Origin of the sequence: Corynebacterium urinipleomorphum, from assembly GCF_900155535.1 — a bacterium.
GTDB lineage: Bacteria > Actinomycetota > Actinomycetes > Mycobacteriales > Mycobacteriaceae > Corynebacterium > Corynebacterium urinipleomorphum.
The window spans coordinates 431,121-445,988 of the sequence record NZ_LT706963.1 but is presented as its reverse complement, the minus strand read 5'-3'; the positions used below and the strand labels follow the sequence as shown (position 1 = coordinate 445,988).

Annotated in this window: 15 protein-coding genes and 1 pseudogene; 7 read left to right on the top strand and 9 right to left on the bottom strand. The window is 62.1% G+C overall.

Annotated features, from left to right (window positions below):
- Positions 1-151 precede the first annotated feature (151 nt).
- Together CZ338_RS04960 and CZ338_RS04955 are read right to left on the bottom strand one after the other, a co-directional pair.
- Positions 152-1,513 carry an esterase-like activity of phytase family protein gene (locus CZ338_RS04960; protein WP_087117168.1) on the bottom strand — a complete coding sequence of 454 codons (1,362 nt, stop codon included), beginning with the start codon at positions 1,511-1,513 and terminating at the stop codon, positions 152-154.
- Between the two features lie 178 nt (positions 1,514-1,691).
- Positions 1,692-2,417 (bottom strand): DUF2786 domain-containing protein, encoded by a 726-nt coding sequence (locus tag CZ338_RS04955; protein ID WP_087117167.1) that lies wholly within the window; start codon positions 2,415-2,417, stop codon positions 1,692-1,694.
- A 182-nt stretch (positions 2,418-2,599) separates the two neighbouring features.
- Between CZ338_RS04955 and CZ338_RS04950 the strand changes: the two genes are divergently transcribed.
- From CZ338_RS04950 to CZ338_RS04940, 3 genes are all read left to right on the top strand, one after another.
- The gene (locus CZ338_RS04950; protein ID WP_087117166.1) at positions 2,600-3,604 is read left to right on the top strand and encodes an L-lactate dehydrogenase; all 1,005 of its coding nucleotides are present in this window, start codon (positions 2,600-2,602) and stop codon (positions 3,602-3,604) included.
- Between the two features lie 119 nt (positions 3,605-3,723).
- Complete coding sequence (locus tag CZ338_RS04945; protein ID WP_087117165.1) at positions 3,724-4,518, top strand: HAD-IIA family hydrolase; 795 nt, start codon at positions 3,724-3,726, stop codon at positions 4,516-4,518.
- An 89-nt stretch (positions 4,519-4,607) separates the two neighbouring features.
- A protein-coding gene (locus tag CZ338_RS04940) for an IS3 family transposase (protein WP_235839465.1) occupies positions 4,608-5,950 on the top strand; the annotation gives its coding sequence in 2 pieces (ribosomal slippage) (positions 4,608-5,049 and positions 5,049-5,950; 1,344 coding nt in all).
- 75 nt (positions 5,951-6,025) lie between these two features.
- On the opposite strand, the gene rplE is transcribed toward CZ338_RS04940, so the two are convergent.
- From rplE to rplN, 3 genes are read right to left on the bottom strand one after another with little or no spacing between them, the layout of a single operon-like run.
- Positions 6,026-6,613, bottom strand: a complete 588-nt coding sequence (rplE, locus tag CZ338_RS04935; RefSeq protein ID WP_087117164.1) for a 50S ribosomal protein L5 — start codon at positions 6,611-6,613, stop codon at positions 6,026-6,028.
- Positions 6,613-6,927 (bottom strand): 50S ribosomal protein L24, encoded by a 315-nt coding sequence (gene rplX / locus CZ338_RS04930; protein ID WP_087117163.1) that lies wholly within the window; start codon positions 6,925-6,927, stop codon positions 6,613-6,615. Before rplX ends, rplE begins: the two co-directional genes overlap by 1 nt.
- Positions 6,928-7,296 (bottom strand): 50S ribosomal protein L14, encoded by a 369-nt coding sequence (gene rplN / locus CZ338_RS04925; protein ID WP_087117162.1) that lies wholly within the window; start codon positions 7,294-7,296, stop codon positions 6,928-6,930.
- Positions 7,297-7,711: 415 nt separating this feature from the next.
- Here rplN and CZ338_RS04920 point away from each other — a divergent pair, with 415 nt between their 5' ends.
- The 4 genes from CZ338_RS04920 to CZ338_RS04905 all read left to right on the top strand — a co-directional run bounded on the left by CZ338_RS04920 (position 7,712) and on the right by CZ338_RS04905 (position 13,698).
- Positions 7,712-9,289, top strand: coding sequence for a bifunctional hydroxymethylpyrimidine kinase/phosphomethylpyrimidine kinase (locus CZ338_RS04920; RefSeq protein WP_087117161.1), 1,578 nt, complete (start codon positions 7,712-7,714; stop codon positions 9,287-9,289).
- 68 nt (positions 9,290-9,357) lie between these two features.
- A complete protein-coding gene (locus CZ338_RS04915) occupies positions 9,358-10,152 on the top strand; it encodes a formate/nitrite transporter family protein (RefSeq protein WP_087117160.1) in 795 nt (264 codons plus the stop codon).
- A 74-nt stretch (positions 10,153-10,226) separates the two neighbouring features.
- Positions 10,227-12,107, top strand: a complete 1,881-nt coding sequence (locus tag CZ338_RS04910; RefSeq protein ID WP_235839441.1) for a GTPase family protein — start codon at positions 10,227-10,229, stop codon at positions 12,105-12,107.
- Positions 12,094-13,698 carry a GTPase family protein gene (locus CZ338_RS04905; protein ID WP_087117158.1) on the top strand — a complete coding sequence of 535 codons (1,605 nt, stop codon included), beginning with the start codon at positions 12,094-12,096 and terminating at the stop codon, positions 13,696-13,698. The genes CZ338_RS04910 and CZ338_RS04905 overlap by 14 nt, the downstream gene beginning before the upstream one ends.
- Positions 13,699-13,790: 92 nt before the next feature.
- On the opposite strand, the gene rpsQ is transcribed toward CZ338_RS04905, so the two are convergent.
- From rpsQ to CZ338_RS11070, 4 genes and pseudogenes are all read right to left on the bottom strand, one after another.
- A complete protein-coding gene (gene rpsQ / locus CZ338_RS04900) occupies positions 13,791-14,093 on the bottom strand; it encodes a 30S ribosomal protein S17 (RefSeq protein ID WP_087117157.1) in 303 nt (100 codons plus the stop codon).
- 2 nt (positions 14,094-14,095) lie between these two features.
- Complete coding sequence (gene rpmC / locus CZ338_RS04895; protein ID WP_087117156.1) at positions 14,096-14,326, bottom strand: 50S ribosomal protein L29; 231 nt, start codon at positions 14,324-14,326, stop codon at positions 14,096-14,098.
- On the bottom strand, positions 14,326-14,742 hold the full coding sequence (gene rplP / locus CZ338_RS04890; RefSeq protein WP_087117155.1) for a 50S ribosomal protein L16: 417 nt from the start codon (positions 14,740-14,742) through the stop codon (positions 14,326-14,328). The genes rpmC and rplP overlap by 1 nt, the downstream gene beginning before the upstream one ends.
- A 5-nt stretch (positions 14,743-14,747) precedes the next feature.
- Positions 14,748-14,868, bottom strand: a pseudogene (locus tag CZ338_RS11070) (30S ribosomal protein S3); the annotation flags it as partial.

Genomic DNA, 14,868 nt, shown 5'->3' with positions numbered 1-14,868 from the left:
TCGGAGACTGCCCACACCGCGAAATCGTGGTCTTTAGGGTGAGACCATGGCACGACGAGCGACGGTAATCCCACTGAACGGGATGCGCATCGGCACTGCAGTCCTTGCTCTCACCGTCCGCTCGTCGCGGTAGCGCCCAGCACCAGTCCGTTTACGGCACGAGGACACTGTGGAAATACGTCTTCTGGGAGTCGCTGAGATTGTTGTCGGTGACAACAATCATTAAGCGGCGCCCATCCGACGACCGCGGCCCCCAAGCGAGCCCCTCAGTGTTGTCCGGGTGCGGACGCTTGGAGGCAAAGTCGAACACAAGACTCTTCGATGCCATCTTTTCCGTGCCGTTCAAAGCCTTTTTGCCCAGTACATCGTCGGCGCCGCTCAAATCAAGTTTGTAGATCTCGGCCTTGTTCTCCCCGTTCTCGCCGAGGTCTTTGAAGAAGCCCCGTTCCAGCATGTAGAGCTCACCATCTTCGTCCGCGAGAAGAGATGTCGCACCACGGCCTGCATTCACGCGCACAACGAATTCTTTCGTCGACCGCCCGCTTTCCAGATCGTAGAAAGTAATGCGGTTCAGCGAGGAGTGCTTAGCCGAGGTCTTCCGACCGTCCTGGGCAAGCGAATTTTCTTCGATCGTCACCGCAGTCCGCCCGTCATCAAGCAAAGTCATGCCCTCCGGACCGTTGTTGTGGTGGATACCGCGCGTGGAGAATCCATTAGGCACGTGGTACTTGGGAACGTCGATCCTGCGAACCTCTTTTCCGTCCGGAGTCGACTCGATAAGCTGTGGAGCCACAATTTTCCCGAGTTTGCCGCTGCCTTCCGTGGTCCAGAGGAAATTTCCGTTAGGCAGGACACGGATCTCTTCAGGGTCCATGTACTCCGTGTACGGGGTGCCGTGCACGTCCGTGAATTCGACTACTCCCGCCGGCGTGAAGGTCTCGTGATCAGCGGTGGAGAAATGGTACGCGCGGACAGGACCGTGTTCGCCTTTATCATCGGAAAGCACGATGTAGCTGCCCGGCCCTACCTGGTCGATACCGCTGAAACCGCCAACGGCGGGGTCGGTGTTGGCCGCGCTGAAATCGAACCGGTTGGCGTACTCCCCGGGGCCCGCCACCCCCGGAGCAGTATTGCCACCTACCCCAGGAACGTCCTGCTCCGACGACCCAGCCTGAGAAGAGCCCGCCGAGGGCAACGGAGGCAGAACCCCAGCCACCGCGTGGAGGACCACAACGCTCAATCCACCGAGCACCGCCGCGGCAGCGGCGATACCAGCGATCGCGGCAGGAATAGGGACCTTCACTCCACCGACCACGATCTCACGGTGAACCAGGTCGGACCAGTTCAAGGCAGCTGGAGCAGGTGCCGGCGCAGGCGCCGTCGCAAGTTGCGCGCCAGGAAGCCCTCCACTCGCCACCGCCGGGGCAGGATTCACAGCGAGCGCGACAGCAACAGAGAGCGCGAGCACCGCCTGCATCGGGCGGCGGCCGGTCGAACGTGCGGAACGAGACATGATTTCTCCTGCAGAATCAGCGGAAGTGACATCACCGTCGTGTATGACACCAGCCTAAAAAGTCCAGGAAGAACTGCAAGCTCAGACTCGCGAATTCACCAATGCTTCGGCGGTGCGTCGACCACCGTTCAAATTTCTCCCTCACCGGGTACGCCAACCCCTTGGCGCAGCTCCCCTTCTAACAGGGCAACGCCGGCCTCGCGCGCACCCGTGTCTGGCCGAGATCGCTGTGCTGCCCGGCATGTGCACCCCGGAGAAAGGAAGCCGCGTCCACCGATGCCCTTGATGACCGGTTGCTGAACTCAATCCCCTGCTCCGCAGCGAAGGCATCCATGGCATCCTGAGCTTTCTCTTGGTCGTCCATCAACGCGAGGGCGTATTCGTTCTTCCCGGCGGCGACAGACCCCTCAGCCGCGTGCAACCTATCGGCGACGACACTGATGAATCCGCTCATGTAGGACCGGCGAGCCACCACTGTTGCGATGCCGAGCGCGCGGCTTCCATTGATGTTCCGGGCACCGGCAGCCATCTGCGGATTCAACACCCCGAACAGCATCTCCACCCGTTCCATGTGTCGCCGTAGACCGAAGACGATCACGGTCGACACCGTTCTAGAGCCGCGTCTGCCTTCCATGTACCCCATGCAGTGCAAAGCAGAACACAGTTGCAGCAATAACGACGCTTGCATGTCCGTGTACGAGCCGCCGAGCGGAAATGTGCGCATTATCACCTCGTCATCCTCAGACGGGTTATGCAGGTCCCGTTCTTCAAACCCGTACGTGGCCATCAGGTCGAAGGCCTTTTGGTAGAAGACCTCTCCCTCCGCGGTGCCGGCCCGGTCCGCAGCCTGGTTAAGAAGCTTCTGAACTCGTTCTTTAATCTTTTCAATGTGAGCGGTACCCATCTTTTCTCCCTTGAATTCTGTATGTGGAAGGTACGCCGTTATATCTAGCGCCCCCGCGAACCCACACCGGCCGCATTCGAACACCGCCCTGTGGATAACTCGCAAACGGGCACAATCAGACATCTGGGGCTAGGGTCGGTGCTAAGGCTGCAGAAGCAGCGAAAAAAAGCGAAGGAGCATCAATGATCCATCCGAACGCATCACACACCGTCGAAACAACCGACACCCCCACCGCAGGAAACAAGATCGTCCTGATCGGCGCCGGCGACGTCGGCATGGCCTACGCATACGCCGTAGTCAACCAAGGCCTCTGCGATCACCTGGCCATCATCGACCTCAACGAGGAGAAGACCTGGGGTCACGTACAGGACCTGAACCACGCTGTGCCGTGGTCGGGTCACAACACCCGCGTCACCGTTGGCACCTACGAAGACTGCCGTGACGCGGCGATCGTGGTCAACTGTGCCGGTGTCGCGCAGCGCGACGGTGAGACGCGCCTCGAGCTGGTCGGACGCAACGTCAAGATCTTCAAGTCCATTGTCGACGAGGTCATGGCGCACGACTTCAACGGTATTTTCGTCGTGGCTACCAACCCGGTCGACGTTCTCTCCTACGCAACCTGGCAGTTCTCCGGACTCCCGTCCAATCAGGTCATCGGCTCCGGCACGGTGCTAGACACCGCACGCTACCGCCACGCTCTCGGGGAGTACTTCGGCGTCAGCGCGACATCTGTTCACGCGTACGTGGTCGGTGAGCACGGAGACACCGAGCTCGCAGTCGTCTCCTCCGGTTCCGCAGCAGGTGTCCCGCTGAGCACCCGTTTGCAGCGCATGGCTGAGCAGGACCCGAACACTTCCAACAAGATGGAGGAGATCTTCGAGCAGACCCGCGACGCGGCGTACAACATCATCCGCGCGAAGGGCTCCACAAGCTTCGGCATCGGCAGCGGTTTGGCACGCATCACTGAGGCTGTCCTCCACAACGAGGATGTCGTTCTGCCAGTCAGCGCCTTGCTCGAGGGGCAGTACGGTGAAGAGGACATCTACATCGGTACCCCTGCCGTGATCAATCGCACGGGTATCCGCGAGGTCGTCGAACTGCACTTGGATGAGACCGAATCGAAGCAGTTCACGCATTCTGCCAACGTCCTTCGCGACGTGATGAAGCAGGCTGAGCTCGCCGAGTAGAAACTCAGTCCGGCAATGCCACTTACCCCCCTGACCTTGCGCGAGAAGCGCGGGGCAGGGGGGTGCGTCGTTAAGCGAGCTCCGCGCACTCTGAGAACCCGATTGACACAAGGAAACCCATGATTTCTTATTTGACCGACATGGACGGCGTACTGCACCGCGAGGGGTCCGTTATCCCCGGGGCTGAAGAATTCATCTCCGCCTTGCGCGAAGAAGAAATCCCGTTCATGGTGCTCACGAACAACTCCATGCAGACCCCGCGGGACCTCTCGGCGAAGCTCGTGCGCATGGGCCTCCACATCGAACCGGAACGCATTTGGACTTCCGCGACCGCCACCGCCCGGTTTCTCTCCCAGCAAGCAGGACAAGCCAGCGCCTACGTCATCGGAGAAGCAGGCTTGACGACGGCACTTCACGAACAAGGCTGGATCCTCACCGACACCGACCCTGACTTCGTGGTTCTCGGAGAGACCCGCACTTACTCTTTTGAGGCGATCTCGACGGCGGCGAACCTCATCAAGGATGGCGCCCGGTTCATCGCCACAAACCCAGACGTGACCGGGCCGGGACCGCACGGGGTCATTCCCGCCACCGGCGCTGTCGCCGCAATGATCACCGAAATGACCAGCCGAAAACCGTACTACGTGGGCAAACCCAACCCCGTGATGATGCGGACCGCACTGAATAACATCGGCGCCCACTCCGAGCAGACCGTCATGATCGGCGACCGCATGGACACCGACGTCAAAGCTGGCCTCGAGGCCGGCATGCGCACCATCCTCGTCCGCACCGGCATTTCCGACGACACCGAGATCGCCCGCTACCCCTACCGCCCCACGACAATCCTTGACTCCGTAGCCGAACTGGTCAGCCGCGTACGCGATCCATTCGAAGACGGCGCCTACACGGACTAAAGGCGAACGCCCCCGGGGCTCGGTGAATGAACTGCTCCCCATTAGTTGGACTGAGAAATCAGTTATCGACTAATGGGGAGCAGTTTTCATTGAGGGCACGCAGTTCGCTGGGTGAGGGCCAGCGTGAGCAGTTGGTTGATCTTTTCGAGCAGGGTATGGGTTCTGGTGCTGCTGCGCGCAGGGTTGGAGTTTCGAGATATGCATCGCGCGCGCTCTATCGGCGGTTTCAGCTACATGGCAGGCTATGTCTCGTGGAGAAACCGACGCAGCGGCAGTACTCGTTCGAAGTCAAGAAGGAAATTGTCGAACGCCACCTCGCTGGCGAGACGAAGATGGATCTTGCGCGTGAGTTTGGCTTGTCTTCTGATCAGCTGGTCAAAGACTGGTCGTTGAAGTGGCGCCAAGGTGGCGATGACGCGTTAAGACCGAAGTCGAAGGGCAGGCCCAAAGGCTCGTCCGCGCCGAAGAGGCTCACGGAGGAGGAGAAACTGCGCCGCCAGATCGCGCGGCTGGAGGCGGAAAACGCTTACTTAAAAAAATTGCGGGACTTGAGGAAGCAGGGACCCGCCTGAAAGTCCAGGCGATCGTCATCCTCAAGTCGCACCACCGCCTGGAGTACCTGCTAGAGGTGGCAGGTATCCCGCGGTCGACGTTCTTCTACCACCAGAAACGACTCGGTGAGCCGGATAGGCATACGGCACTCAAGCACGCGATCCGGGAAAGCTTCGAGCGCAACAAGCATCGCTACGGCTACCGGCGAGTTTTGCTGGACCTGCGTAATCACGGCTGGGTGGTCAACCACAAGCTCGTCTACAAACTCATGGACCAGATGGGATTGAAAGCCAAAATCCGGCGCCGCCGGCCCTACGTTTCCTACACCGGGACGATCAGCCGCATTGCTGACAACAAGCTTGACCGCAAGTTCACCCCGGATGCACCAAACACCGCCTTTGTCAGCGACGTCACCGAGTTCAGAATCGCAGGCCGCAAAGTGTACTTGTCGCCGGTGATGGACCTGTTCGACCGCTCAATCGTCGCCCACACCGTGGCTACATCGCCGTCGACAGCATTTACCACCGAATCTTTGACCAAAGCGATCGTGACGTGTGCACCTGAACCCGGGTGGATGATGCATACCGATCAAGGCTTCCAGTACCAGCACTCGACTTGGCGCAAACTCATTGACGAACACGGTGGTGTCCAGTCGATGTCTCGTAAAGCCAACTGCTACGACAACGCGGTCATGGAGAACTTCTTCGGGCACCTGAAAACCGAGATGTACCACGGCGAAATCTTCGACACTGTCGCGGATTTCACTCAGGCTATCGATGAGTACATCCAGTGGTACAACGCCGAACGCATCCAACAACGACTCAAGGGCCTGACCCCGATGCAATATCGGAATCAGGCCCTCGAACCCCTAACCGCCTAGAATTAAACCAGTCCAACTTTCGGGGGCTAGTTCAGAAAACCGAACCACAGGGGCGTCGTCAAGCAGAATGCGCTCTTACGGGCGCTGCATCTTGCCGTCCTTGTCCTTGAACGGGAAGCCGAAGTGGCGCAGCAGAGCGCGAGCTTCCTCGTCGTTGGTGGCGGTGGTGACAACGGTGATGTCCATACCGCGCGGACGGTCGATCTTGTCCACGTCGATCTCGTAGAACATCGTCTGCTCGGACAGGCCGAACGTGTAGTTGCCGTTACCGTCGAACTGCGTGTCGGACAGGCCGCGGAAGTCGCGGATACGCGGAAGAGCAACCGTCAGCAGACGGTCCAAGAACTCCCACATGCGGTCGCCGCGCAGGGTGACCTTCGCGCCGATCGGCATGCCCTCACGGAGCTTGAAGTTAGCGATGGACTTCTTCGCGCGACGCAGCTGCGGCTTCTGGCCGGTGATCGCGGTGAGGTCCTCGAGCGCGCCGTTGATCATCTTGGAATCACGGGCAGCGTCGCCGACACCCATGTTGACCACGATCTTGGTCAGGCCCGGGATCTGCATGACGTTCTCGTAGCCGAACTCGTCGGAGAGCTTGCCGCGGATCTCGTCCTTGTAACGCGTCTTCAGACGCGGCGTGTAGTTAGTGGTGCTCTCGGTCATTAGATGTCCTTCCCGTTCGACTTGGCAACGCGGACCTTCTTGCCGTTCTCATCGAAGCGGTAGCCCACACGGGTCGGGGTGCCCTCGGAGTCGACGACCATCACGTTGGACACGTGGATCGGAGCCTCCTGGGTGACAATGCCGCCGGACTCAGCGCCGCGCTCATTGTAAGAGTTGGCAACGTGCTTCTTCACACGGTTCACGCCCTCGACGAGGACACGGTCGCGCTTCGGGTACGCCTCAATGACGCGGCCCTGAGCACCCTTGTCCTTACCAGCGATGACCTGGACCATATCGCCCTTCTTGATCTTCAACTAGATCACCTCCGGTGCGAGAGACACGATCTTCATGAACTTTTTGTCGCGCAGCTCACGAGCAACCGGGCCGAAGATACGGGTACCGCGGGGCTCAGTGTCGTTCTTGATCAGAACGGCTGCGTTCTCGTCGAAAGCGATGTAGGAGCCGTCCGGACGACGGGTCTCCTTCTTAGCGCGCACGATGACGGCGCGGACGATCTCGCCCTCTTTCACGTTGCCACCCGGGGCGGCTTCCTTCACGGTGGCGACAATCGTGTCGCCGATACCGGCGAAGCGTCGAACAGAACCGCCGAGGACACGGATGCACAGAATCTCGCGTGCACCAGTGTTGTCGGCGACCTTCAGACGCGATTCTTGCTGAATCACTATCGGTCTCCTGACCTGGATCAATGTGCGCCAGATTTCCGTCCTGAACGCACGTGGTCAATGTCTTTGTGCCTATCCGCTTATCGACGAACAGTGGCAGGAATCATCTCCCCACCCCGTCGAAGGGTCTCGCAGCCTCAACTCGGAAACGCGCGTCAGCTGCGACCAGCGCTAGACAACTGTGGTATTAAACCACGTCACGCTACTTAAACCCAAATCCCATACAAGACAGAACAGGACCCCTAGATTCACCGGTTCGCGTACGATGTCGGGGCAAGACACGGGGTGCCGCGCATCCGCCGTCGCACGCAACCGCAGTTCGGCAGAGCTGCAGACGGGCGAAGACGGCTGGGTGCAACGCTGAGATCACACCCGTTGAACCTGAACGAACCAATATTCGCGGAGGAATTGTCTGATGACTTCTTTGCCTGATTCTATTTCCGGCTCGACGAAGAGCGCGATCCCCAGCATCCTGTCCATCGCGGGCACGGATCCAACGGGCGGCGCGGGGATCCAGGCGGACCTGAAGTCCATTTCGGCGGCGGGCGGCTTCGGCATGTGCGTGGTCACGGCGCTGGTGGCCCAGAACACACACGGCGTGCGCAGTATCCACGTTCCGCCGCAGGACTTTCTACAGGAGCAGCTGGACGCGGTCTTCGACGACGTTGAAGTGGATGCCGTGAAGATCGGGATGCTCGGAGACGTTGACACTACTAATACGGTCTCCGAGTATCTGGCGGCGCACCCCGTGCCGATCGTGGTGGTGGACCCGGTGATGGTGGCCACGAGCGGGGATCGTCTGCTCACCGAGGACGCGGAAGAGGCGATGAGGGAGTTCGTGAGGGACCACGCGAGCGTCGTCACGCCGAATATTCCTGAGCTCGCCGTCCTTGCGAACACGGCGCCCGCGGAGACGTTCGACGAGGCGCTCGAGCAAGGTCGCGAGTACGCGAAGGCGGCGGGTGTCAACGTCGTGGTCAAGGGCGGCCACCTGAAGGAGGGCTACGCGTCGAACGCGCTGGTCACCCCCGAAGGCGAGATCGAGGTCGCGCACGTGCCCCGTGTGGAGACGAAGAACACGCATGGCACAGGTTGCTCGCTTTCATCAGCGCTCGCCGCACGCTTGGCCATCGACGCCGACACCGCCCTCGCGTGGACGTCGAGCTGGCTGCACGAGGCAATCGCGCACGCGGATGAGCTGGGTGTCGGCACTGGACACGGGCCCGTCGACCACTTCCACCGTTCGCGCCGCCTCGCCGCAGCAGCATCGACACGGCCGTGGAAGCTTATCGACGACTGGACCGCCCCCACCGACCCCTCCTCCCCCATCCTCGAGCCCAAGATCCCCGCGGCCGGCCCCTTCACACGCGATCTGTGGGAGAAGGCAGCGCGCGCGGTGTGGCCGCAGACACTCGAGCTCCCATTCATCCGCGCACTGCGCGACGGCACGTTGCCGGAGGAGCAGTTCGCGTTCTACCTCGTCCAGGACGCCTACTACCTGCGCGAATACTCACGGGCGCTGGCCACGGTGAGCGCAAAGGCGCCCGATGCGGAGGACCAAGTGTGGTGGTCCCAGTCCGCCACCGCCGCCATCGACGCCGAATCGGATCTCCACCGGAACTGGATCGCAGAAAACGACATCGCAGCGGACGTTCCCCCCTCTCCCGTCACTCTCGGCTACGTGAATATGCTCACATCCACGGCAGCGTTCAAGGACTACATTGTCGGCGCAACCGCCGTTTTGCCGTGCTTCTGGCTCTACGCGGAAGTCGGTTTGCACCTCGCCGAAAACAACAATCCGGACCACCCGTACAACGCGTGGCTGTCCATGTACGGCGGCGACGATTTCACAGATGCCGTGCGTATGGCCCTGCAATGCGTCGAAAAGGCGCTCTCGACCGCGAGCGAGAGCCAGCGCACCGAAGCCGCGGAAGCGTTCATGTACGCCTGCTACTACGAACGCGAATTCTTCGATCAGGCTTCGCGGCGTTAGCACACGGGGGCCGTCTGCGGACCGAAATCGGGTTAGCTACCTATCGCAGAATCCTTTAGCTTGGAATAGTGAGTTTCAGTGAGAAGGCCCCCGTATCAATCCAAAACAAGCTCGATCTTTTCGGGCGTGAACCAGCCCGCTTCGCCGTCCGCGCAGTCATGGCTGGTGTCTTCCTCGGCATCATGACCGCATTCGCGGCCGCCACCGCCACCCTGACGGAGGCGTACGCACCCGGCTGGGGCAAATACCCCTTCGCGGTGATCTTCGCGGTCACGCTCTACATCATCGTCGTTCTGCAAGGCGAACTAGCCACGGGCGACATGATGTTCATGACGTACGGTGCCATCCACAGACTGAACAATGTATCCCGCGGACTTCTGCTGATCCTGACAGTCACGTTGTTCAACCTCGTTGGCGCGGTGTTCATCTCATGGTTGATCTCTATGACCACCACGGGTCAGGCGGCAGAGACGAGTCTTCCGTTCCTGGCCGACCTCTTCGAGGCCAAGCTGGCCAAGCCGAGTTTCACCCTGTTCATCGAGGCGATCTTGGCCAACATGGTGGTCAACATCGGCTTCATGCTGACTGCTCAAGCAGGTAAGGATCACGCTGCAAAGATCTGGGCCGTGGCTATTGTCATTCCAGCGTTCGCGGCAATGGGTTATGAGCACTCGATCGCAAACTTCGTGCTGACCACCCTGGCCGGCTTCATGTTCGACCCGGCATCTATCGACGGCTTCACCATCGGCAACGTCCTGCGCAACTGGACGATCGTCTGGCTGGGCAACCTCGTCGGCGGCGGCCTGATCATGGGCGGTGTCTACGGCTGGCTCAACCGCACCCGCACGAACTACCGCGACTAGCTTCCGTTGCTGCTGCGCTTCGTGGGACTCGCCGCGCTCCGCGCGGCACCTGGCTGTCTGCCAGAATGGATTAGGTGAGTTCCCCAAATATCGACATGCTCGACGCTGTCCGCGGTGTCCGCGAGGCGGTGGCCGGGACGCGTCTGGACGGCCCTGCCGCGGACGATGCCCGGGCGATTGTCAACCAGCTCGACGACTATATCCTTCCCCGTTTGGCCAACCTTGATGCTCCGCTCTTGGCGGTCATCGGAGGCTCCACGGGCTCCGGTAAGTCCACCTTGGTCAACGCGGTGCTGCGCGAGCGGGTGTCCAATCCGGGCGTCATCCGTCCGACCACGCGCCAGCCGGTCCTGGTGGCTAACCCAGCCGACGCAGAGTGGTTCAATTCCCCGCAGGTCCTGCCCGGTCTCGCGCGTTCACACGGCGCCGGCGACGAGCAGTCCACCACGTTGCGCATTGTCCCCACCGGCAGCATTCCGGAAGGCCTCGCGCTTCTCGACGCCCCCGATTTCGACTCCATCGACGACCGCAACCGCGCCCTGGCCTCCCAGCTGCTCGCGGCAGCGGATCTCTGGGTCTTTGTCACCACCCCGGCCCGCTACGCCGACCAGCTGGTGTGGAATTTCCTCAATGATGCCGCCAGTCGCGGTATTGAGGTCGTCGTTGTCCTCAACCGGTTGGATGAGGCCTCCGCTGCCACCGTTCCCGACGATCTACGCCGCATGATGGACGAGGCCGGGCTCGGCAACGCGATCGTATTCACAGTTCCGTTCGTGCCTGGACTCGGCGGCGAGAGCGGCGAAGAATTCCTCCAAGACACGCTCGTAGCCGAGCTACGTTCCTACCTGACCGGGCTGGCCGAGGATTCCGCCGCGCGCCGCGCCGTCGCAGGCAAAACGGTTGCAGGGGCGGCCACGGGGGCGCTGGACCGCGTCGACACGCTTATCGATGCCCGCTTCCGCCAAGAAGCCTTCGCCTCCCAACTCGACAGCGCGATCAGTGAGCAGTACTCCGCCGCCCACAGCCACGTGATCGACGCGACCTCAGACGGCAAACTCCTCCGCACAGAGGTCATGGACCGCTGGCAAGACGTGGTGGGCACCTCGGATTTCTCCCGCGGTTTTGAGCGTTGGTTCTCCCAGACCATGGACAAGGTGGGCAGCTTCTTCACCGGCGAGCCCGCACCTCTTCAGGAGGTGGAGACGGAGCTCGAATCCGGCCTCCATGCAGTCATTGTTGACGCCGCAGACACTGCCGCCGCCCGGTCGTGGGCCCACATCGGCGCCGTCGCTCCCGATCTTCGCGCCGACGCAGATCCCGCTCTCGCGCGGTCCAGCTCCGATATCAACGAGCTCGCGGCAGCCCTCGTCCGCGATTGGCAGGCCGCGCTCCTCGACCGCATCCAGGAGACAGCTGGCGCTAAACGCCAGCGCGCACGCGCGATGTCCTTCGGTCTCAACGTCCTTACTGTGGCACTGATGCTCGTGGTCTTCGCCTCCACGGCGGGGCTCACTGGTGGAGAGGTGGCTATCGCCGGCGGCTCCGCCGTTCTGGGCCAGAAATTGCTGGAGACGATCTTCGGCGAGGACACCGTCCGCCGCATGGCCGCCGACGCGCGCAACGACCTCAATGAACGCCTCCGCGAGCTCCTCCAGCGCGAGCGCGAACGGTTCTACCCCGTCACGGACCCGCTTCTCGACGGCACCACCGCCGCCGACCTCACCTCCGCCACCGAAACCGCTCGTGCGGCCGTCACGGAGCGATTCCCTGAGCTTGCGAGCACCGGCCGCGCCCCCGCCCGTCCCGTGACCGAGTCCGCGGACTTGAGCACCACCGCACCATCGAGCCTCGAAGAGTCGGCGGAACGCGGTCCGCTGCGCGACTTGTTCGCGCAACTGCGCGGCGGCTTCCAGCGCCCCGACCACGACAACGGAGGCGACAATGGCACTGTTTAAGCGAAACGGAGCAAGCCTGGGCGAGCGTCTCACAGCGCTTGAGGAGGCAGCTCAGATCGGAGCACCGTACCTCTCCCCCACCCAGCGTGAACGCCTGGAAAAAGTCGCCCGCGCGGGTGCAGAGCGCCGCGCCCTGTCTGCAGAGCACACCGTCGTCGGCTTCTTCGGTGCCACGGGCTCCGGTAAGACGTCTCTCTTCAACGCCGTCGTCGGAGAAGACCTCGGCAAAGCGGCAGCCCGCCGTCCCACCACCTCTTCGCCGCTCGCCGCGATCTGGGAACCGGAGGGCTCCGAGGAGCTGCTCGACTGGCTCGGCGTCGAAGACCGCCGCATCCGCTCCGGTGAATTCGCCCCGGGTGCGGGCCCCTTGATCCTGCTCGACCTCCCTGACTTCGACTCCGTCGAGGCATCGAACCGCGAAATTGCCGAGCGTCTCGCCGGGCAGGTCGATGTTCTCGTGTGGGTGTCCGACCCGGAAAAGTACGCCGACAGCGTCATCCACGACCAATTCATCCGCCCGCATGCGAACCACTCAGCAGTCACCCTCGCGGTTCTCAACAAAGCGGATCTGCTCGCCGAAGCGGATGTGCCCACGGTCTCCCAGTCCTACGCGCAGCTGCTGCGCGAAGACGGCCTCACCAACGTCACCGTCGTTCCCACCTCCACCTACACGAAGGCGGGTATCGACGCCCTGAGGTCCGCCATCACCCGCGTCGCCAAAGCCCACACCGCACAGTCAGCGCGCATCGAAGCCGACATCGCCTCCGTGACGGGGGAATTCGGGGATGGGGGAAAGACAGGGGACGTCGATAAGCGCGCAAAGAAGCAGCTCGACACCGTACTTGCGCAAGCTGCTGGCACCGACCGCGTCGCTGCCTCCACTGCTGCCGCGTACCGCAAGCGCCTCCACGAGCGCACCGGCTGGTTGCTCACCTCGTGGGTGACGCGCTTCCGTCCCGACCCGCTCAAACGCATGGGGCTGCGCGAAGAATCGGACGCGGTAGGAGTGCACCGGTCATCGATGCCTGAGCTCTCCGCCGCGTCGAAGGCCGTGTCCAACAAGGGGGTGCGCGACTACGCATCCGATGTCTCCGCCGACCTACCGTCCCAGTGGGCATCAGCCGTATCCGACCGCGCCGACGAAGTTGCTTCAGCGCTTCCCGCCGAACTGGACCGCGCCGTTGCGCGGACGCGCTTGCCCGCGGAACCGTCCAAAGGCTGGTCGCTGCTCACGGTCGTTCAGTGGCTGGCACTGCTCGCAGCGTTGATCGGTGTCATCTGGTACCTCGCCGTCGCGTTCGTGCCGGGGGCGCTGACACCGCTCCTGGGTAGCGACCTCGTCCCCGATGTCGAAGGCTGGCCGATCCCGACGCTGCTCATCATGGCTGGACTGCTCACCGGACTCGTGATCGGTCTACTCACCGCTGTCTTCGGGGGTGTCATCGGTAGTGGCGTCAAGCGCCGCACCCGCGCGGCCCTGAACAAAGAGATCGCGGCGACATCCCAGTCCGCCGTTGTCGAGCCCCTCGGCGAGATCCGCGACGACTACGCGCGCTTCACCGAACGCATCGCCGTCGCCGCAGGCGCCTAACTGAGGCACCGCACAAAAACAAGAGCGCCCGCCTCCACATCCAGGGACTGGATGGGGGCGGGCGCTTCTGCGACTTCGCTAAGCGTTCTAGCTTAACGAGCCTTCTCGATCACCTCGACGAGACGGAAGTGCTTGTCCTTGGACAGCGGACGCGTCTCCTCGATGCGGACGAGGTCGCCGACACCAGCGGTGTTCTCCTCGTCGTGTGCCTTCACGCGGTTGGTGGTACGGACGATCTTGCCGTACAGCGCGTGGGACTTGCGGTCCTCGATCTCGACGACGATGGTCTTGTCCATCTTGTCGGAGACGACGTAACCGCGACGGCGCTTCTGCAGACCCTTCTCCTTCGGCTGAGCCTCGGTGTGCTTCGGGCCCTTACCAGTTGCTTCAGTCATGCTTACGCTCCTTCACCAGGGACGGTGGACAGGCCGAGTTCGCGCTCACGCAGCACCGTGTAGATACGTGCGATGTCGCGCTTAACTGCCGGAATACGGCGGTTGTTGGTCAACTGACCGGTAGCCAGCTGGAAGCGCAGGTTGAACAGCTCTTCCTTAGCGGCACCCAGGCGGTCGTTCAGCTCAGCGTCGGTGAGCTCACGGAACTCGTGTGCAGGGGTTCCAGTAGCCATTAGAACTGGTCCTCCTTCGAGATGATACGAGTCTTGCACGGCAGCTTAGCGCCTGCGCGGCGCAGAGCTTCCTGAGCGACAGCCTCGTTCGGGTAGGACATTTCGAACAGGATGCGGCCAGGCTTGACGTTGGCCACCCACTTCTCCACCGGGCCCTTACCGGAACCCATACGCACGCCGAGCGGCTTCTGGGTCAAGGGGCGGTCCGGGAAGATGTTGATCCAGACCTTACCGCCACGCTTGACGTGACGGTTGATGGCAATACGAGCTGCCTCGATCTGGCGGTTGGTGATGTAGGCCGGCTCAAGAGCCTGCAGGCCGTAGTCACCGAAGTTGATGGTGTTGCCGCCCTTGGACACGCCGGAACGACCCGGACGGTGCTGGCGACGGTACTTAACGCGCTTAGGGATAAGCATGTGTCTTAGCCCTCCTTCTTCTGCTCTGCGCGCTGGCGGCGCTGGCCACCGCGGCGGGGACGGCGGTCACCGCGGCCGCGGCGGTCGGTGCCCGGAGCGTTGAGCTCGGACTCGCGCACGCCACCG